General features: G+C 71.5%; 13 protein-coding genes. 9 read left to right on the plus strand and 4 right to left on the minus strand.

Going from position 1 to position 19,605, the window contains the following annotated elements; all coding sequences use genetic code 11:
• Positions 1-37 precede the first annotated feature (37 nt).
• The 4 genes from C8E87_RS11535 to C8E87_RS11550 are packed head-to-tail and all read left to right on the plus strand — an operon-like array spanning position 38 to position 2,613.
• Complete coding sequence (locus tag C8E87_RS11535; RefSeq protein ID WP_133873092.1) at positions 38-667, plus strand: PilZ domain-containing protein; 630 nt, start codon at positions 38-40, stop codon at positions 665-667.
• A gap of 42 nt (positions 668-709) precedes the next feature.
• A complete protein-coding gene (locus C8E87_RS11540) occupies positions 710-1,381 on the plus strand; it encodes a hypothetical protein (RefSeq protein WP_133873093.1) in 672 nt (223 codons plus the stop codon).
• Between the two features lie 48 nt (positions 1,382-1,429).
• Complete coding sequence (locus C8E87_RS11545) at positions 1,430-2,176, plus strand: RNA polymerase sigma factor (RefSeq protein ID WP_133873094.1); 747 nt, start codon at positions 1,430-1,432, stop codon at positions 2,174-2,176.
• Entirely contained in the window at positions 2,173-2,613 is a 441-nt protein-coding gene (locus C8E87_RS11550; RefSeq protein ID WP_133873095.1) for a hypothetical protein, read from the plus strand. Before C8E87_RS11545 ends, C8E87_RS11550 begins: the two co-directional genes overlap by 4 nt.
• A gap of 279 nt (positions 2,614-2,892) precedes the next feature.
• Here the strand turns inward: C8E87_RS11550 and C8E87_RS11555 are convergent, their stop codons facing one another.
• The 4 genes from C8E87_RS11555 to mfd form a co-directional block, all read right to left on the minus strand.
• A complete protein-coding gene (locus C8E87_RS11555; protein WP_133873096.1) occupies positions 2,893-4,509 on the minus strand; it encodes a DUF885 domain-containing protein in 1,617 nt (538 codons plus the stop codon).
• A 10-nt stretch (positions 4,510-4,519) separates the two neighbouring features.
• Complete coding sequence (locus C8E87_RS11560; protein ID WP_133873097.1) at positions 4,520-5,518, minus strand: nucleoside triphosphate pyrophosphohydrolase; 999 nt, start codon at positions 5,516-5,518, stop codon at positions 4,520-4,522.
• Positions 5,519-5,597: 79 nt separating this feature from the next.
• Complete coding sequence (locus C8E87_RS11565) at positions 5,598-6,344, minus strand: hypothetical protein (RefSeq protein WP_133873098.1); 747 nt, start codon at positions 6,342-6,344, stop codon at positions 5,598-5,600.
• Positions 6,345-6,414: 70 nt separating this feature from the next.
• A complete protein-coding gene (mfd, locus tag C8E87_RS11570) occupies positions 6,415-10,035 on the minus strand; it encodes a transcription-repair coupling factor (protein ID WP_133873099.1) in 3,621 nt (1,206 codons plus the stop codon).
• 183 nt (positions 10,036-10,218) lie between these two features.
• On the opposite strand from mfd, the gene C8E87_RS11575 reads away from it, so the two are divergent.
• From C8E87_RS11575 to ppc, 5 genes are all read left to right on the plus strand, one after another.
• Positions 10,219-11,973 (plus strand): hydrogenase maturation protein, encoded by a 1,755-nt coding sequence (locus C8E87_RS11575; protein ID WP_133873100.1) that lies wholly within the window; start codon positions 10,219-10,221, stop codon positions 11,971-11,973.
• Positions 11,973-13,724, plus strand: coding sequence for a glycosyltransferase family 2 protein (locus C8E87_RS11580; RefSeq protein WP_166661151.1), 1,752 nt, complete (start codon positions 11,973-11,975; stop codon positions 13,722-13,724). Before C8E87_RS11575 ends, C8E87_RS11580 begins: the two co-directional genes overlap by 1 nt.
• On the plus strand, positions 13,721-15,673 hold the full coding sequence (gene glxA, locus C8E87_RS11585; RefSeq protein WP_133873101.1) for a radical copper oxidase GlxA: 1,953 nt from the start codon (positions 13,721-13,723) through the stop codon (positions 15,671-15,673). The genes C8E87_RS11580 and glxA overlap by 4 nt, the downstream gene beginning before the upstream one ends.
• Positions 15,673-16,680: a glycoside hydrolase family 6 protein gene (locus C8E87_RS11590; RefSeq protein WP_133873102.1), complete on the plus strand. Its 1,008-nt coding sequence runs from the start codon at positions 15,673-15,675 to the stop codon at positions 16,678-16,680. The genes glxA and C8E87_RS11590 overlap by 1 nt, the downstream gene beginning before the upstream one ends.
• 101 nt (positions 16,681-16,781) lie before the next feature.
• Positions 16,782-19,577, plus strand: coding sequence for a phosphoenolpyruvate carboxylase (gene ppc, locus C8E87_RS11595; RefSeq protein WP_133873103.1), 2,796 nt, complete (start codon positions 16,782-16,784; stop codon positions 19,575-19,577).
• Positions 19,578-19,605 lie beyond the last annotated feature (28 nt).

Genomic DNA, 19,605 nt, shown 5'->3' on the forward strand with positions numbered 1-19,605 from the left:
TCAGGTCCGGCCCGGGGTCACCGATTACCCGGGCACTATGAGCACACCTACGCTTCCCGCCGACGGGTCGTTCATCGAGATGACCTCGTACGGCGAAACGCTGCCCGGAGTTCGCGTCGTGCAGACCGCCGGCCCGGTCCTCACGCTCTCGCTGGCCCTCGACAACATGCCACCGGCCGACTCGACGGTGACGCTGCGCTGGGCCACCGCCCCGCGCGGCCGCTACGCCTCCCTCGCGAACGTGACCGCGATCGACGGCAACCGGGTCGAGGTACGGCTGGCCGGGGAGGCTTCCCTGGAACAGAGCCGGGACTTCGTACGCGGCGGCGGCGGCGAGCCGGTCGTGCTGATGTTGCCGGAGGGCCCGGCCCAGGGTTTCGTCCGCGACCTCAGCGAGCGGGCCGTCCGGGCGCAGTTCACCGACGTCGAGGTGCCCCCGGGCACCGAACTGACGCTGCGCATCCAGCTCGGCGACGAGGTGGTCGAGTTCGCCGCCCAGGCTGTCAAGGTGAGCTCGATGCGCCAGCAGCTGCCGCACCGCGGCCCGATGATCGTCGAGATGGTGGCCGTCTTCGCCGGGGCCGACGAGCACTCGGCCCGCGTTGTCCGGCGCTATATCATGCGCGAGCAGTTGATGGCACGTGCACGTAGCGCAGCCTCGCAGTAACTGGTTTGCCTGGGGTTGCGGGCATGAGCCATGGTGTCAGACGTGCCCATCGTCTCGCGCCTGACCGCCGCCGGCCTGACCGCGGCGTGCCTGGCGCTGCTCGGCACGGCGGGCTGCGGTGAGGTCGGCGAGGCGAGCGCGGCCCCGCTGAGCCGCGACTCGCTGATCACCGAGACGGCCGGGCAGCTGGCGACCGGCTCCGGCCTGACATACTCCGCGAAATACCAGGTCACCGGCGGCGAGATCGCCACCGTGCACCGCGCTCAGCAGCCGTTCCGGGCGTCGTACGTCTATCCCGGCGGCCGCCTGATCGCGACCTCGACGGTGACCGTCAGGTGCGCGGGTTCGACCTGCGAGTCGACCGCCGCCGACCCGGCCGCCGCCGCCTCGCTCGACACCGGCCCCCTGATCTCGGCCGAGGCCGTCCAGGCGATGCTCGCCACAGCCGCGCTCGACCCGGTGGTCGAAACCGCCCAGCACGACACGACGATCGCCGGCCGCCACGCCACCTGCCTGTCGCTGAGCGGCGTCGACGGCGCCGCGGCCGACGCCTTCGACCTGTGCGTGACCAACGAGGGCGCGCTGGCCAGCTTCACCGCCACCATCGCCGGCAAGCGCATCGACCAGGCCCTCACGGCCTACCGCGAGGACGTGCCGGACGACGCCTTCCAAGTGCCGCCCACGGCCAGGCTGATCGACAAGTCGACGAAGTAGCGAACCTTTCGCAGGTCCCTCCCGACTGAACTCTGCAGGGAGGTGCACATGACCGACGAATTGGTGGTCGTCCGCTGTCAGCTGGGCGAACGCGACGCCTTCGCGGAACTGGTCCGCACATGGCACGGCCCGGTCGAGCGATACGTGACCCGGATGCTCGGCCGCGGTGACGACGACGTGGTGCAGGAGGTCTGGCTGGCGGTCGTCAAAGGGCTGCCCCGGCTGCGGGAACCGGGACGTTTCGCGCCCTGGCTGTTCACGATCGCCCGCCGGGCCGTGATGAACCGCCTTCGCGAGGCCTACGCGAGCCCTTCCTCGCCGTCGCTCTCGCCATCGTCGCCGCCGCGGTCATCGCCATCGTCGCCGCCGCCGTCATCGCCATCGTCGCCGCCGCCGTCATCGCCGTCATCGCCGTCACCCTCGCCGTCGTCGTCACCCTCGCCGTCGCCGTCGCCGTCCTCGTCGCCCTCGCCCTCGCGGCCGTCATCGTCGCCCTCGTCCGGGGCGGCCTTGCCGGGCACGCCCTTGCCGAGGGCGTCCTTGTCGGGGGCGCCTTCACCTGGGAGCGCTTACGACGACATCTCGGCGGTGATCGACCGGGAGGTGATCGCGGGGGCGCTGGCGGCGTTGCCGCCCCCGGAACGCGAGGTGCTGCTGCTCTTCCACCTCGAGGACCAGCCGCTGGACGTCTGCGCGCAGATCTGCGGGGTGCCGGTCGGCACGATCAAGTCGCGGCTGCACCGGGCCCGGCGGCTGCTTCGGGAGGAACTGACACGAGAGGGGTACGAGGCATGACACCGGAGGACGTGCTGGGACGACTCGACGCTCGGCTGTCGCCGGTGCGCCGGATCGCGTACGTGGTGGCGGCCCTGACCGGCTTCGTCGGCAGCGCGCTGATCGCACTGTTGTGGGCGACCGAGCCCGCGCTCCCGACCCGTACGGGCGTGGCCTTCGCCGTCCTGATCGCCATCGGGCTGAGCTGGACGGTGGTCGGCTTGTGGGCGATCACCCGCCGGACACCGCTGTACGCGCGTGACCGTGTGGTGGCGGGCATGCTGGCCCTGGCCGCGTGGGCCGTGTTCACGCTCGGCGCCGTGATCGTGGCGCCCCCCGTACGGCCGTGGTTGATCGCCGTCATCGGCGCACTCGGCCTCGCGGCGGTGACCAACCTGCTCACGGCGCTGCGCAAACGTTCCACCCTGCTGCGCCGCAAAGCCGAACTCGGCGGCTGACCGCCAGCAACCCGCCCGGCCCGGGGCACGGTCATCAGTCCCGCAGCCCTGCCCCCGGCCGGCGCGGCTCATCAGCTTCCACAGTTCCGCCCAGCTCGGCTCGTCGGCCTCACAGCCGCACCGCACAGCTCATCGGCCCTTACGCAGCCCGCCCCGTCAGCGCAGCTCGGCCAATCCGCACCCAACGCCACCCCTCCCGCGCCCCTGCCGTACGGCGCGCCGACCCCTATTGCCTACGTGGCCCGGTGGCGCACATCAGGGGTGGGCGGTGTGGGCTGGTCAGACGCCGAGGAGGGTGCGGAGGTGGCGTGGGGGTGGGGAGCCGTGGGCGAGCATGGCGTCGTGCCAGGCCTTGGGGGTGGCGCCGAAGGGGCGGGCCGCGGCGATGGCGGCGACCTCGGTGTAGCCGACGAAGTAGGTCGAGAGCTGGGTTGAGGTGAGCAGGGCGCGGCGCCACTTTCCGGCGGCCTCGCCTTCCTCCTGGAAGCCGCCGCCGGTCATCAGGGCCATGGCATCGGCCTCGGGCAGGTCGTCGCAGTGGACGAGCTGGTCGATGATCGCGTTGAGGCTCATGCGCAGCTGCATCTTGAGCTGCTGCAGACGCACCGGCAGGCCGCCGAATCCGAGGTCGGCCATCGCTTCCTCGGAGTAGACGGCCCAGCCCTCGACGAACGGGCCGGACCAGCCGAGCGCGCGCACCCTGGTCGCAGCCCGGAAACGCCGGGAGTGGGCGAGCTGCAGGAAGTGGCCGGGCATCGCCTCGTGCACGGTGAGGTCGCGAAGCATGTGGTCGTTGTACTCGCGGTAGAACGACTCGACCCGCTCGGCCGGCCAGTCGGACGGGGTCGGCGAGATGCAGTAGAACGTCGGCACGTCGGCGGTTTCGAGCGGGCCGGGCGGGTCGCAATAGGCCACGGCGACGCCGCGGGCGAACTCCGGCATCTCCTCGATCACGCACGGGTCGTCGATCAGCGACACGATGTCGTGCTTGCGGACGAACTCTGTCGCCTCCCGCATCGTGACCTGCGCCAGGCCGACGATCGTGTCGTTGGCCGGATGCTGCTCGCCGAGCATGTCGAGGGCCTGGCGGACCGTCTCGGCGGTGGCCGGACCGCCGGTCAGCTCGGCAGCCGCCTCACGCAGGCGCTCGCTGACCCGTTCGAAGTTGGCCCCGGCGCGTGACAACACCTCGGCCGCGGGCAACTCGGTGTCGAGCGTGTGCCAGAGCCGAGCCTCCCACAGGGGGCGGCCCAGACGCGGATCACGGCCGGGCTCGCCGCTGTCGATCAGGCCGCGCAGCCAGCCGTCGAACTCGTCGAGGGCCTTGAGCGCGGCCGCCGACGACGGCTCGAGGGCGCTGCGCATGCCGGGTTCCTGCTCGATGAGGGCGGGCAGGTCATCGCGGATCAGCGCGGCCGTGCCGGCGAACTGGCCGATCGCCGTCTCGGCGTGGATGCGCGGCACGTCACGCAGCACGGCCCGAGCCGTGGCCAGCGCGTCGGGAATCGCCGCGAGCCGGCCGCCGAGGCCGGCCAGGCGTTCCTCGGCGGGGGCGAACTGGCGCGAGATCAGCGCGTGCAGCAACGGGCCGGGATTGTGCTCCAGCGGATTCCACTCGTGCTCGCGGACGTCGCCCAGCTCGAACAGGCCTCGCTCGGCCATGGCACTGAGAATGGCGTGATCGACCTGATCCTCCGGCTCGAGCGCGTCGGCATCGACCCCGGACAACGCGTCGGTCGCGTCGCGCAGCATGGCCACCTGGGCGTCGACCGCGCCGGGCGACAGGTCGGGCAGACGGTCGTCGAACCGGTGATCACCCGAATAGGTGGCCAGCCCGGGGTTGCTTTCGAGCAGGGCGTCGACGATGCGCTCGGCGAGCGGTACGAACTCCGGCATGTCGTGAAACCTACTCGGCGGGTCCGACAATTCTGGGTTCTGCCGCCTTGGCTGTGCTTTCCGCCGCCCGTACGGCCTCCGCGTACTCCAGTGCCGTGCGCCGGAGTGCCTGCTCGGCGTCGCCGCCCTCGGCCACGATCCGGAACAGCCGGGCACCGACGTCGGACCCGTCGGGCAGCGGGGCGGTGAGCCCGGCCCGGCCCGTACGCTGAAGGATCTTGGCGGCCAGGGCGAGGGCCGGCTGACTGAGCGCGATGCCGTCGAGCGCCGAGTCGCGGACTTTCTCGGCCTTCTTGATGGAGTCCCAGTTGCGGGTGATCTCCTCGATGTCGGCCACCTCGACGCCCGCGAACACGTGCGGGTTGCGGCGCACCATCTTGTCGACCAGCCCGCCCGCGACGTCGTCGATGTTCCAGGCCTCGTCCTCGGGGAGTTCCTCGGCCAGGCGCGCGTGCAGGACCACCTGCAACAGCACGTCGCCCAGTTCCTCGCGCAGGGCGTCGGTGTCGTCGGACTCGATCGCGTCGTACGCCTCGTAGCTCTCCTCGAGCAGGTACGGCGCCAGCGTGCGGTGCGTCTGGGCCCGCTTCCAGGGGTCGCCGCCGGGCGAGGCCAGCCGGTCCATCACCGCGACGGCGTCGAGCAGCCGGGCCCCGGGCGGATCCCACGAGCCGTAGATCAGCTCCAGCTCGGCCAGTCCCGGCTCGCGCGCCAGCCGGAGCCCCAAGCCGCGCGCGAACGCCTCGTCGCCCGTCGGCCCCGCCAGCCACACAACCCCTCGGTCCCCGGCCCCGTGGTGGTCGTCAACCGCCGCCAGTTCGGCGATCAGCCGCTCGGGATCGCTGTCGACCACGGTGACCGGAACACCGCTTTTGCGCAGCGCCTCGGCCTGCTCGCTCTCGGCCCCGGCAAACACCGGGTGGTTCCGCACGACATCCCAGGCGGCCGCGGTGAGCAGGCCCGCAGGGAGGCGGGGTGATGTGACAAGCAGAAAGATCCGTGCGGTCATGCCCGCAACTCTGCCACCCCCGGATTGAGCCGGAACGGGCCCGGCCTTCGTGGAAGACCGGGCCCGTTTACGGAAGCCGTCAGGAGATGTCGGTGACCGGGCTGTCGGTGGCCTCGCCCAGCGGAACGTTGACCAGGGGCTTCAGCTGACCCTGCTGGGTCTGGAACTCCAGGACGGGGATGCTGAGCGGCTGATACCGCGGGTTCACCGTGATGTCCAGCGTGTCGGTCAGCTCGGCGACCTCTTTGCGCACCGCGGCGGCCGTCTTGACCAGGGCCAGGTTCTCGGCGGGCAGCTGGGTCTTGAACTGGTCGAACGTCGTGCCCGCGGGGACCTCGCCCGAGGTGATCAGGACGTTGAAGACCTGGCGCAGGTCGTCCTCGGTGGCGTCGGGCGCGCCGGCCTGCACCTTGGCGCGCAGGGCACGCAGCAGGCCGTCGGTCTCGGCGTACAGGCGGACGTATTCAGCGGTCGGGGGCAGGCGCAGCTGGGTGGCGTAGTCGGACAGCGCCAGGTCGGCCGGCGCTGTCACGCCCTCGCGCTCGGCCACGTCGGCCAGCACGTCATGGCCGACCAGCGTGCGGACGATCTCGGCACGGGTGATCGGCATGGCCGGGGCGCCGTCGCGGGCGTCGGGCTGCTCGGCCACCGCGCGGGTCAGCTCGGCCGACGCGTTGTCCCAGACCTCCTGCACCCGGGCCTCGGTGACCTTGACGCTGTCGCCGACGTACGCGGCCACGGACGGCTCGGACCGGCAGGCGGAAAGCCCGCCCACCCCGAGACACGCAACGACGACGATGGATGCCAGTCGGCGAGCACGCTGCATGACGTTGACTCTCTCACGAAGGTTATGAGACAGATCACCCGGCCCCGGCAGAAGCGCCGGCAGACTGGAGCTATGAAGCCGTGACAGGCGCCGGCACCTCCCCCAGCACGTCCTTGAGCAGCTGGGCGCACCACTCCAGCAGGGCCTGGTCGCGCAGCGGCTCGCCGCCCACGCGCCGGGTGCTGGGCCGGGGCACACTCACCTGGTCGGTGGCGTGCTTGTAGACCGAGTCGGGGTGGTAACGCTTGAGCCGCAGCTGCTTGGAGTCGGGCAGCGGCAGCGGGGAGAACCGGATGTGCTTGCCCTGCATCGACACGTCGGTCAGCCCGTACGCCCGGGCCAGCTGGCGGAACCGGGCGACCGCGATGAGGTTGGTCACCTGGGCCGGCGGCTCGCCGTACCGGTCGGTCATCTCGGCCACGACCTCGTCGAGCTTGGCGTTGTCGCGGGCCTCGGCCAGCTTGCGGTACATCTCGAGCCGCAGCCGTTCGACCGAGACGTAGTCGACCGGCAGGTGCGCGTCCACCGGCAGGTCGATCTTGACCTCGGGCTCCTCCTCGGGGCGTTCGCCCTTGAACGCCTGCACGGCCTCGCCGACCATCCGGACGTACAGGTCGAAACCAACGCCCTCGATGTGGCCGGACTGTTCGCCGCCGAGCAGGTTGCCGGCGCCGCGGATCTCGAGGTCCTTCATCGCGACGTACATGCCGGCGCCGAGCTCGGTGTGCTGGGCGATGGTGGCCAGCCGCTCGTGGGCCTGTTCGGTGAGCGGCTTCTCACGGGGGTAGAGGAAGTACGCGTACGCCCGTTCGCGCCCCCGGCCGACCCGGCCCCGGATCTGGTGCAGCTGGGCCAGGCCGAGCAGGTCGGCCCGCTCGACGATGAGCGTGTTGGCGTTGGGGATGTCGATGCCGGACTCGACGATCGTGGTGCAGACCAGGACGTCGAACTCTTTCTCCCAGAACCCGACCATGACCTTTTCGAGCTGTTCCTCGCTCATCTGGCCGTGCGCCACCGCGACCCGGGCCTCGGGCACCAGCTCGCGCAGCCTGCGGGCCGCCTTGTCGATCGACTCGACCCGGTTGTGCAGGTAGAAGACCTGTCCGTCGCGGAGCAGCTCACGGTGGATCGACGCGGCCACCTGCTTGTCGTCCTGGGCGCCGACGAACGTGAGCACCGGGTGGCGTTCCTCGGGCGGGGTGGCGATCGTCGACATCTCGCGGATGCCGGTGATGGCCATTTCCAGCGTACGGGGAATGGGGGTGGCCGACATGGTGAGCACGTCGACCGAGGCCCGCAGCGACTTGAGCTGCTCCTTGTGTTCGACGCCGAACCGCTGTTCCTCGTCCACGATGATCAGGCCGAGGTTCTTGAACCGGGTCGAGTTGGCCAGCAGCCGGTGGGTGCCGATCACGATGTCGGCCGTGCCGTTGCCGGCTTCCTCGAGGGTCAGCCGCGCCTCGGACGGGGTCTGGAAGCGCGACAGCTGCTTGATGGACACCGGGAACTGGCTCATCCGCTCGGTGAACGTGTTGTAGTGCTGCTGGGCCAGCAGCGTGGTCGGCACCAGCACGGCGACCTGCTTGCCGTCCTGCACCGCCTTGAACGCCGCCCGTACGGCGATCTCGGTCTTGCCGTAACCGACGTCGCCGCAGATCAGCCTGTCCATCGGGACCCGCAGCTCCATGTCGTGCTTGACCTCGATGATCGCCGCCATCTGGTCGGGCGTCTCGGTGTAGGGGAACGCGTCCTCCAGCTCGCGCTGCCACGGCGTGTCGGGGCCGAACGCGTGGCCCTGCGAGGCCTGGCGGGCGGCGTACAGCTGGATGAGCTGCGCGGCGATCTCTTTGACAGCCTTCTTGGCGCGGGCCTTGCTCTTCTGCCAGTCGGCCCCGCCCATCTTGTGCAGCGTGGGCGACTCGCCGCCGACGTAGCGCGAGAGCTGGTCGAGCTGGTCGGTCGGCACGTAGAGCCGGTCGCCGGGCTGGCCGCGCTTGGAGGCGGCGTACTCCAGCACGATGTACTCGCGGTCGGCGCCGTTGACCGTACGCTGCACCAGTTCGACGTAACGCCCGATGCCGTGCTGCTCGTGCACCACGAAGTCACCCGGCTTGAGCTCGAGCGGGTCGATGGTGTTGCGCCGCCGGGACGGCATCTTGCGCATGTCTTTTGTGGACGCGCCCCGGCCGCCGGTGATGTCGTTGCCGGTGATGACGGCGAGCTGCGAGGTGGCGTCGACGAAGCCGTGGTTGAGCCCGCCGCAGGTGACGAGCAGCTGACCGGGCTCGATCGGGGCCTCGATGGAGTCTGCCGGGGTGACGCCGAGCCCGGCGTCGCGCAGCAGCTCGGTGGCCCGCTGGGCGGTGCCGTGGCCCTCGAAGACCAGCGCGATGGCCCAGCCCGCGGCGGCCCAGTCGCTCAGGTCGCCGGCGAGCTTGGCGGTGTCACCGTGGTAAAGCGGCACGGGCTGCGCGGCCAGGGCCACCGCGTCACCCAGGTCGGGCGAGACCTCGACCTCGGGCTTCTCCAGCCAGGGTTGATCATCGGGTTGATCCTGACCATCCGAAGCGAGGCCGAACGGCGAGAGCGTCCACCATGGCTGCTTCAGGGTCGCCGCGTGAGCGCGTACGTCGGCCAAGGTCCTGAAGGCGACGGCGCCCACGTCGATCGGGGCCTGACCGCCGACAGCCGCCGCGGCCCAGGACGCCTCGAGGAACTCGTCGGACGTGCGGGTGAGGTCGTGCGCGCGGGTGCGGATCCGCTCGGGGTCACAGAGCAGCACGTGGGTGCCCGAAGGCATGCAGTCGATCAGCAGCTCCATGCTGTCGGTGCCGTCCAGCAGCGCCGGGGCCAGCGACTCCATGCCCTCGACGGGAATGCCCTCGGCCAGTTTGTCCAGAATCTCGGCCAGCTCCGGGTGTTCGGCGGAAAGCCGGGCAGCGCGCGACCGAACAGCCGGGGTCAGCAGCAACTCACGACAGGGCGGCGCCCACAGGGACGTGACCGGGTCGATCGTGCGCTGGTCGGCGACGGCGAAGGTGCGGATCTCCTCCACCTCGTCGCCCCAGAACTCGACACGTGACGGGTGCTCGTCGGTGGGCGGGAAGACGTCGAGGATGCCGCCGCGTACGGCGAACTCGCCGCGCTTGGTGACCAGGTCGACCCGCGCGTACGCCATGTCGGCCAGCCGGCGGGCCACCGCTTCGAGCTCGGCCTCGCCGCCCGTGGTCAGCTCGACCGGCTCGAGGTCACCCAGGCCCTTGAGCTGGGGCTGCAGCAGTGAACGGACCGGCGCGACGACGACCTGAAGCTCCTCACCGGACGCCGGGTGGGCCAGTCGGCGCAGCACGGCCAGCCGGCGGCCGACCGTGTCGGAGCGGGGGGACAGCCGCTCGTGGGGCAGCGTTTCCCACGACGGGAAGACGGCGACCCGGGACGGGCTGATCAGGCAGCCCAGCGCGTCGGCGAGGTCGTCGGCCTCACGGGTGGTGGCGGTGACGGCCAGCACCGGACGGTCGGCGCCGCCGATCTCGGCCGTCCCGGCCACGGTGGCCACGACGAACGGCCGCAGCGAGGCGGGCGCGGTGAGGTCGAGGGCGTCGGAGGAGACGAAGCCCTGGCGCGCCAGGTCGCGGGCACGCGCGAGACCGCGGTCGCGGAGCGCGGCGGGAATGAGACCGGAGAGCTGCATCTGAAAGACCCCAAGCACGTCAATTAACCCCAGCGCCCGGAGGGGGCGGGGGTACGACGACGAGTTTAGTCCGCCCCACCGACATTCACGGGCGGCGGCGCAACAACGCACAGCATGTCCGACATAGCCATTGATAACGGGGCAATAGTGGCGGCTGCAGAAAGCATTCCCTGGGGAGGAAACGTGCGGATCCTGCTGCTCGTTACGGCGTTCAACGGTCTCAGTCAGCGGGTCTGGTGCGCGCTGCGCGAGGCCGGGCACGACGTGGGCGTGCAGCTCGCGACCGGCGCGTCGGACATGACCGATGCGGTGCGGGCCGCGAATCCCGACCTGATCCTGTGCCCGTTCCTCAAGGACAGGGTGCCGGCCAAGGTCTGGCGGAACTGGCGCACGGTGATCATCCACCCGGGCCCGGTCGGCGATCGTGGCCCGTCCTCGCTGGACTGGGCGATCGCCGAGGGGCTGCCCGTGTGGGGGGTCACGGCGCTGCAGGCGGTCGAGGAGATGGACGCCGGGCCGATCTGGGCCACCCGGACGTTCGGCCTGCCGGCCACTCCGCCGCGCAAGTCGTCGCTCTACAACGGGCTGGTCGCCGACGCCGCCATGGAGTGCGTGTTCGAGGTGGTGGCCAAGGCGGCCGACCCGGGCTTCGAGCCGGCGCCGGCCGGCCAGGTCGCGGGCGGGGTGCCGGACGCGCGGCTGCGACCGTCGATGACGCAGAAGGACCGCGCCTTCGACTGGTCGGAGTCGACCGAGCGGATCCTGCGCAAGATCCGGGCCGCCGACGGTTCGCCGGGGGTGCGCACCGAGATCGCCGGGCTGCCGGTGTTCGCGTACGACGGCACGCCCGGCCCGGCCCGTGACCCGCGGCCCGGTGTGCTGCTCGGCCGCCGGCAGGGCGCGGTGCTGGTCGGCACCGGCGACGGCGCGATCTGGCTGGGCCACCTGCGCGCCGCCGAAGGGGAACGCCGGATCAAGCTGCCGGCCACCACCCTGCTCGGCGCGCGGCTCAGGGGCGTTCCGCACTCGCCGCTGCCCGTCGGCGCCGAGCCCGAGGCGCCGCAGACCTATCGCCAGGTGCGCTACCGCCGTACGGGGAAAATCGGCTGGCTGACCTTCGAGTTCTACAACGGCGCGATGTCGGCCGGGCACTGCCGGCGGATGCTGGCCGGACTGCGGCACGCGGTCGCCCAGGACACCGAGGTGCTGGTGCTGCAGGGCGGCCTGGACGCGTTCAGCAACGGCATCCACCTCAACGTCATCGAGGCCGCGTCCGACCCTGCCGCGGGCGCGTGGACCAACATCCGGGCGATCAACGACGTGTGCCGCGAGATCGTCACCTGCACGCGGCAGGTCGTCGTTTCCGCGTACACGGGCAGCGCCGGCGCCGGTGGCGTGATGCTCGGCCTCGGCGCCGACATCGTGGCCGCCCGCGAGGGAATCGTGCTCAACCCGTACTACGAGATGGGCCTGTACGGCTCCGAGCTGCACACCTTCACGCTGCCACGGCGGGTCGGCGCGGGTCAGGCGCAGCGGCTGGTCGACGACAAGCTCCCGATCAGCGCCGACCACGCGGTCTCGATCGGGCTGGTCGACGAGGTCGGGCCGCGCCACCCCGAGGCGTACACACAATGGCTGACCGATCTGGCCGAGCGCGAGGCCGACCCTCGCACAGCCCGCCGTCGTCGTCAGGCCAAGGCTCGTGGCCTGGCCGCCGAGCGCGTGCCGCTGGAGGTGTTCGAGGCCCGTGAGCTGGCCGAGATGAGCCGCGACATGTTCGGCGACCGGTCCGGTTTCGCCGCCGCCCGGCACGCCTTCGTCACCAAGGCCAAGGCCACGACCACGCCGCACCGGCTGCGGTTCGCCTCGCCGGTGACGCGCATCGGGTCCAAGGAGCGCCGTCTCGTGGTGCGCCCGGCCGTACCCCTGTCCGCCTGATGCGCAAGGTCCAGGAGAAGGTTCCCGCACCCCGCCGCCCGACCGGCCGGGTCAGCGTCAGCCCGGCGTTGCAGGCGGCCACGATGTTGCTGCCCGCGCGCTACAACTACAGCGCGTACAGCGTGCTGGCCGGCCCGGCCGATCCGGCGCCGCAGGGTCAGGAGCCCTATCGCGTACGGATGAAGCGGCTCGCCCGCCGGCGTCCGTTCCTCACCGTCCTCATCACGATGTTCGCGTTCGCGTTCGAGAGCACGTTCTTCGGCTGGCTGATCGCGTCGATCGAGCTGCCGGACCGCTCGCTCAACCCGGCGCACTACGCCGGCGCGCTGATGATGATCGGCGCGACCGCCGCGATCGAGCTGTTCCGGCTGGTCAACGTCGTGACGCTGTGCCTGTCGACGCTGTGGGCGCGCGACCCCGTGCCGGTGGTGCCGGACCCGACGCTGCGGGTGGCCTTCCTGACCACGATCGTGCCGGGCAAGGAGCCGGTGGCGATGGTCGAGCGGACCCTGCGCGCGGCCCGCAACGTGCGCTACGGCGGCACGTACGACGTGTGGCTGCTCGACGAGGGCGACGACCCCGAGGTCAAGGCCATGTGCGAGCGCCTGGGCGTCCGCCATTTCAGCCGCAAGGGCCGCGAGGAGTTCAACACCGCCTCGGGCGCGTTCAAGGCCAGGACCAAGCACGGCAACTACAACTCGTGGGTCGAGGTCAACGGCGACGACTACGACGTGTTCGTCTCGGTCGACCCCGATCACGTGCCGATGCCCAACTTCTGCGAGCGGCTGCTGGGCTACTTCCGCGACCCGGACGTCGGTTTCGTGGTCGGGCCGCAGATCTACGGCAACTATGACAACCTCGTCACCCGCTGGGCCGAGTCGCAGCAGTACCTGTTCCACTCGCTGCTGCAGCGGGCCGGCAACCGCCGCGGGATCGCCATGCTGGTGGGTACGAACAACGCCGTACGCATCAAGGCCCTGAAGTCGATCGGGGGGCTGCAGGACTCGATCACCGAGGACATGGCGACCAGCCTGGCCCTGCACGCCGGCAAGTGGCGTTCCGTCTACACGCCCGACGTGCTGGCCGTGGGCGAGGGCCCGTCCTCGTGGACCGACTACTTCACGCAGCAGCACCGCTGGTCACGCGGGACCGACGAGGTGGTGCTGCGCAAGTTCGCCCGGCTGGCGCTCAAGCTCGGCCCCGGCAGGGCGCTGCACTACGGCCTGCTGATGTCGTACTACCCGCTGACCGCCCTGGCCTGGCTGCTGGGGGCGATCAACGCGTTCTGCTATCTGGCGCTCGGCGCCCAGGGCGTGCACGTGCCGCAGGAGGTGTGGCTGATGCTCTACATCGACGCCGCGCTGTTCCAGGTCGGGCTGTACGTGTTCAACCGGCGCCACAACACCAGCCCGCACGAGGAAGCGGGCTCGTCGGGGCTGACCGGCATGGTGGCGTCCACGCTGTCCACGCCGATCTACGTCTCGTCCTTCGTCGGCGCGCTGCTGCGCCGTACGGCCGGCTTCGTGGTCACGCCCAAGGGCGACTCCACCAGCCCCGACCGGCTGGCCACCTTCGCACCCGGGCTGCGCTGGGCCGGGTTCTACGTCGTGCTGCTGGTGATCGCCGAGGTCACCGGGCACGTCGACAACGCGATGTTCGTGTGGCCCGCGCTCAACCTGCTCATCTGCCTGACCCCGCCGGCGCTGTGGTTCGCGCAACGCCGGCAACGAAAAAAGGAGCCCGCTGCATGAAGCCCCGCCCCCGCCCCAGTCTCGCGCGCCGGATGGCCAGCGGAACCGTCGCGGTGGTGGTGCTCGCCGTGGTCGCGTTCGCGAACCGCCCGGTCCTCGCGGCCGGATCCGAGGCGTTGCACAACTACAACATCAACCGCCAGTCCTACAAGGAGAAGTACGGGCACTGGGCCAAGCTGCCGGTGCCGGCCGGTTTCCGGGTCAACGCCATCCACGCCGCCCTGCTCAGCACGGGCAAGGTGCTGATCGTGGCGGGCAGCGGCAACAACCGCGAGCAGTTCGAGGCGGGCACCTTCCGGACGATCCTGTACGACCCCCGTACGGACAAGTTCAGCGAGGTCGACACGCCGACCGACGTGTTCTGCGCCGGGCACAGCTTCCTGCCCAGCGGCAACCTGCTGATCGCGGGCGGCACCAAGTCGTACGAGGTGCTCGAGTCCGACGTCAAGCGGGCCGGCGGCGTGATGAAGGTGAAGAACGAGTCGGCCGACCACGGCGCGCGCCGGTTCGCCAAGGGCACCCGGTTCCGCTCGGCCTCCGGGCACGAGTACGCCAGCCGTACGGCGTTCACGGTGCCGCCCGCGCGCAAGGTGGTGCACGGCCCGCACGTCGCCGTCACGGCCGGCGAGCAGGAGGTCTGGGTCGACGCCGTACGCGCCGGCGACGCCCCGGTCGTCCGCGAGGGCGCGCAGTACACGATCCCGTCGCTGACCGGTTCCGACCGCCGCAACCTGTACGGGGTGGCCGACAAGATCACGCGGGAGAAGCAGGAGTACGGCGGCGACAAGACCTCGTACGAGTTCGACCCGCGCACCGAGCGCTACGTCCGTACCGGCGACATGACCGACCACCGCTGGTACCCGACCCTGGTCACGATGACCGACGGCAACGTGCTCGCGGTCTCCGGCCTCGACCAGTACGGCCGGATCATCCCGGGGCGCAACGAGGTCTACGACGCGCGCACGAAGACGTGGTCGCGCGCGCCCGAGCTGCAGCGCTACTTCCCCACCTATCCGAGCCTGCACCAGCTGGCCGACGGACGGCTGTTCTACTCCGGCGCGAACAGCGGCTACGGCTCGGACCAGGAAGGGCGTACGCCGGGCATCTGGGACCTCGGCCGCAACCGCTTCCAGCCCGTGCCCGGCCTGCGGCAGCCCGAGCTCAACGAGACCGCCACCTCGCTGCTGCTGCCGCCCGCCCAGGAGCAGCAAGTGATGATCTTCGGTGGTGGCGGGGTGGGTGACTCGCCGGTCTCGACGGCCCGCACCGACATCGTCGACCTGCGCCGCAAGAAGCCGGCGTACCGCCCCGGACCGGATCTGCCCAAGCCGGCGCGTTACCTGTCCACCGTCGTGCTGCCCGACGACACCGTGTTCACCAGCGGCGGCTCGTCCGGTTACCGCGGCGGGCCGTACCGGGGGCAGCCGCGCAGCGACCTGTTCAACGCGCAGTTCTACGTGCCGTCGGCCAACTCGTTCCGCACCGCAGCCGAGTCGACGGTCGGCCGCAACTACCACTCCGAGGCCATCCTGCTGCCCGACGGCCGGATCATCACGATGGGCAGCGACCCGCTCTACGACCGTACGGGCACGGCGCCGGGCACGTTCGAGCAGCGCATCGAGGTCTACAGCCCGCCCTACCTGTTCCGTGGCGACCGGCCGGCGATCACGGACGCCCCGGCCGAGATCACCCGCGGCGGCTCCTTCCCGGTCGCGTCGCCGCAGGCCGCGCGCATCACGTCGGCCCGCCTGATCCGGCCGAGCTCGGTCACCCACGGCACCGACACCGACCAGCGCTCGGTCGCGCTCGGCCTGCGGCACGACGGCGACGGCCGCCTCGAGCTGCGGGCGCCCGCGCAGGCCGGGATCGCGCCGTCCGGCTGGTACATGCTGTTCCTCGTCGACGACCAGGGGCGCCCGTCGGTGGCCCACTGGGTCAAGGTCCGGTGATGCCCCGCCGGGCCCGGTTGTCCCTGCTCCTGGCGGGCTCCCTGATCGGCCTGGGCACGGTGGCGGTCGCCGCCGGGGCCCGGGAACTCGACCGCGAGCTGCACATCCCGCAACCGCCGCGGGCCGTGAGCCCGCACCTCTACGTCGACCCGAACGGCGCGGCGGCCGTCGCCGTACGCGCCCTGGAACGGGCCGGGCGGCGCGGCGAGGCGGCCCTCATCCGCCGCATCGCCGACCAGCCGACCTCGGTCTGGTTCACCGACGGCGCGCCCGGCTACGTCGAGCGGGCGCGCCGGCTGGTCGCCGCGGCCACCGCCGCCCGGCGCACCCCGGTGCTCACGCTCTACAACATCCCGCACCGGGACTGCTCGGGGCATTCGGCGGGCGGGGCGTCCGACGCCGCCGCCTACCGGGGCTGGGTGAACGCGCTGGCGGGGGCCCTGCGCGGGCACCGGGCCATCGTCGTGCTCGAACCGGACGCGGTGGCACAGGCCGTACGGGGGTGCCTGTCCGCGGAGCGCGCGGCCGAGCGCTTCGGTCTGCTGCGACACGCCGTGGCGGCCCTGCGGATGGCGTCCCCGGGCGTGCGCGTCTACGTCGACGCGGGCAACCCGACCTGGGTCCCGGCGGCGCAGCTCGGCCCGGCCCTGCGCTCGGCCGGTGTGGGGACGGCGGCCGGGTTCGCGCTCAACGTGGCCAACTTCGAGACCACAGCGGACAACGTCGCGTACGGGAATACGGTCTCGCGGAGTCTCGGGGGCAAACATTTCATCGTCGACACCAGCCGCAACGGCAACGGGCCGGCCCAGCGCGGCGCGGGCGACCGGCACTGGTGCAACCCGGCCGGACGCCGCCTCGGGCCGGCGCCCACACTGCGGACGGGGCACGCGCTGGTCGACGCGTACCTCTGGGTGAAACGCCCCGGGGAGTCCGACGGCGCGTGCGGGCCGGGTCACCCCCCGGCGGGGCATTGGTTCCCTGCGTACGCCCTCGCTCTGGCCAAGTGAACCTTATCCCAATTCCCCCCTTCGGCCGGTCACGCCGATACGATCGGCGCAGTCGGGACAGCGCTGTCCTGGAGCACCTTGAGGCGAAGGAGCGCCCCCCGATGACCGACCAGCACGGCCACCTCGACCCCGACGGTCCTGACGCCGCCCTGCGCGCCGACATCCGGCGGATCGGCACCCTGCTCGGGCAGACCCTGGCCCGCCAGGAAGGCCGTCCGCTGCTCGACCTGGTCGAGGAGATTCGCGCGCTCGTCCGGCAGGAGCCCGAGGCTGCCGCCGACCGGCTCGCGGCCATGGACGTCACCACCGGCACCAAACTGGCCCGCGCGTTCTCGACGTATTTCCACCTGGCCAACATCACCGAGCAGGTGCACCGCTCGCGTGACCTGCGCCGGCGCCGGGCCCGCGACGGCGGCTGGCTCGACCAGGCGGCCAAGCTGATCGCCGAGCGGGGGGTGCCGTCCGACGAGATCGCCGCGGCCGCCCGCCGCCTCGCGGTCCGCCCGGTCTTCACCGCGCACCCCACCGAGGCCGCCCGACGCTCGATCCTGTCCAAGCTGCGCCAGCTGGCCGACGCGCTCGACGCCGAGGCCGCGGCTCAGGTGCTCTACGGCCAGTCCGACACAACCGCCTCGACGCGCAAGTTCGCCGAGCTCATCGACCTGCTGTGGCAGACCGACGAGCTGCGGCTGGACAGGCCCGACCCGACCGACGAGGCCCGCAACGCGGTCTACTACCTCAAGGACCTCTACGCCGAGGCCGCGCCGCAGGTGCTGGCCGACCTGGCCGAGACGCTGCGGCAGCTGGGCGTCGAGACGGCGCCGACGGCCCGCCCGCTGACCTTCGGCTCGTGGATCGGCGGCGACCGCGACGGCAATCCGTTCGTCACTCCGGCCGTCACCCGCGACGTGCTGCTGATCCAGCACGAGCACGGCATTCAGGCCACCGAGGCCGCGATGGACCAGCTCATCGACGTGTTGTCGGTGTCGCGGCGGCTGCGCGGGGTCTCGCTCGACCTGTCCGCCTCGCTTGCCAAAGACCTGGACAACCTGCCCGAGGTCGCGCCCCGGTTCCGCCGCACCAACGCCGAGGAGCCGTACAGGCTGAAGGTCCGCGCGATCAAGGCCAAGCTCGCGAACACCCGGGCCCGGCTGCGCAACGGCACCGCGCACGTCGCCGGCCGCGACTACCTGGGCAGCGACGAGCTGATCAGCGACCTCGAGCTGATCCGGGCGTCGCTGGCCCGCAACTCCGGCCAGCTCACCGCCGTCGGTGTGGTCGCCACCGCGATCCGTACGGTGTCGGCGTTCGGCCTGCAGCTGGCCACGCTCGACGTCCGCGAGCACGCCGAGAAGCACCACGAGGTGCTGCAGCAGATGTACGCCCAGGTCGGCGAGGTGGAGGACTACGCCGCGCTCGACCGGGCCGAGCGCACCAAGCTGCTCGCCACCGAGCTCGCCGGGCGGCGCCCCCTCGCCAGCGCCGACACGCCGCTGACCGATTCGGCCCGCAAGACGTTCGACGTGTTCAACACGATCCGCGACGTGCAGGACAGGTTCGGCGCCGACGTCATCGAGACGTACATCATCTCGATGACCCTGGGTGTGGACGACGTGCTGGCGGCGGCCGTGCTGGCCCGCGAGGCCGGCCTCGTCGACATCCACACCGGGCGGGCGCGGGTCAACATCGTGCCGCTGCTGGAGACGCCGGCCGAGCTGGACGCGGGTGGCGACCTGCTCGACGAGATGCTGACGCTGCCGGCGTACCGCGAGATCGTGCGGGCCCGCGGCGACGTGCAGGAAGTGATGCTCGGCTACTCCGACTCCAACAAGGAGGGCGGCATCACCACCAGCCAGTGGGGCATCCACAAGGCACAGCGCTCACTGCGTGACGTGGCCGCCCGGCACGGCGTACGGCTGCGGCTCTTCCACGGCCGCGGTGGCACAGTGGGCCGTGGTGGCGGCCCCACGCACGAGGCGATCCTGGCCCAGCCCTACGGCACGCTCGACGGCGCGATCAAGGTGACCGAGCAGGGCGAAGTCATCTCCGACAAGTACACGCTGCCGGCCCTGGCCCGGGAAAACCTCGAGCTCACGGTGGCCGCGGTGCTGCAGGCGACCCTGCTGCACACCTCGCCGTCGGTCGACCTCGAACGGCTGGCTCGCTGGGACCGCACGATGGACACGGCCTCCGACGCGGCGTACGCGCAGTACCGCTCGCTGGTCGAGAACCCGGACCTGCCCGCGTACTTCTGGGCGGCCACCCCGACCGAGCTGCTGGGCGCGCTGAACATCGGCTCCCGCCCGGCCAAGCGCCCGAACACGGACGCCGGTCTGGGCGGCCTGCGGGCGATCCCGTGGGTGTTCGGCTGGACCCAGACGCGGCAGATCGTGCCGGGCTGGTTCGGCGTCGGCACCGGGCTCAAGGCGGCTCGCGAGGCCGGGCACGCCGAGGCGCTGCGCGAGATGCACGCCAACTGGCAGTTCTTCCAGACGTTCCTGTCCAACGTCGAGATGATGCTGAACAAGACCGACCTGACCATCGCTCACCGCTACGTCGAAACGCTGGTGCCCGAGCACCTGCACCCGATCTTCGAGACGATCCGGGCGGAGTACGAGCTGACCGTGCGCGAGGTGCTGGCGATCACCGGCACGTCGGAGCTGCTGGAGAACCAGCCCGAGCTCAAGCGCACGCTGGGCGTCCGCGACACCTATCTCGAGCCGCTGCACCACCTGCAGGTGGCGCTGCTCCGGCAGTATCGCGAGGCCGGTGAGGCGGACCGCCAGGCCATGGTGGCGCCGGGGGCGCGCCGGTCGCCGTCCGACTCGACGGCCCTGGAAAGGGCGCTGCTGACCTCGGTCAACGGCATCGCCGCCGGTATGCGCAACACGGGCTGATTCAGCCCGTTTCGGGGGCCGGGGCAAT

Source organism: Paractinoplanes brasiliensis (genome assembly GCF_004362215.1).
In the GTDB taxonomy this organism is placed as follows: domain Bacteria; phylum Actinomycetota; class Actinomycetes; order Mycobacteriales; family Micromonosporaceae; genus Actinoplanes; species Actinoplanes brasiliensis.

What these genes read in the sequence shown, in the direction of transcription:
- C8E87_RS11535 (WP_133873092.1), top strand. Translation starts at nt 38, where the DNA reads ATGAGCACACCTACGCTTCCCGCCGACGGGTCGTTCATCGAGATGACC.
- C8E87_RS11545 (WP_133873094.1), top strand. Translation starts at nt 1,430, where the DNA reads ATGACCGACGAATTGGTGGTCGTCCGCTGTCAGCTGGGCGAACGCGAC.
- C8E87_RS11550 (WP_133873095.1), top strand. Translation starts at nt 2,173, where the DNA reads ATGACACCGGAGGACGTGCTGGGACGACTCGACGCTCGGCTGTCGCCG.
- C8E87_RS11555 (WP_133873096.1), bottom strand. Translation starts at nt 4,509, where the DNA reads ATGCCGGAGTTCGTACCGCTCGCCGAGCGCATCGTCGACGCCCTGCTC.
- C8E87_RS11560 (WP_133873097.1), bottom strand. Translation starts at nt 5,518, where the DNA reads ATGACCGCACGGATCTTTCTGCTTGTCACATCACCCCGCCTCCCTGCG.
- C8E87_RS11565 (WP_133873098.1), bottom strand. Translation starts at nt 6,344, where the DNA reads ATGCAGCGTGCTCGCCGACTGGCATCCATCGTCGTCGTTGCGTGTCTC.
- mfd (WP_133873099.1), bottom strand. Translation starts at nt 10,035, where the DNA reads ATGCAGCTCTCCGGTCTCATTCCCGCCGCGCTCCGCGACCGCGGTCTC.
- C8E87_RS11580 (WP_166661151.1), top strand. Translation starts at nt 11,973, where the DNA reads ATGCGCAAGGTCCAGGAGAAGGTTCCCGCACCCCGCCGCCCGACCGGC.
- glxA (WP_133873101.1), top strand. Translation starts at nt 13,721, where the DNA reads ATGAAGCCCCGCCCCCGCCCCAGTCTCGCGCGCCGGATGGCCAGCGGA.
- C8E87_RS11590 (WP_133873102.1), top strand. Translation starts at nt 15,673, where the DNA reads ATGCCCCGCCGGGCCCGGTTGTCCCTGCTCCTGGCGGGCTCCCTGATC.
- ppc (WP_133873103.1), top strand. Translation starts at nt 16,782, where the DNA reads ATGACCGACCAGCACGGCCACCTCGACCCCGACGGTCCTGACGCCGCC.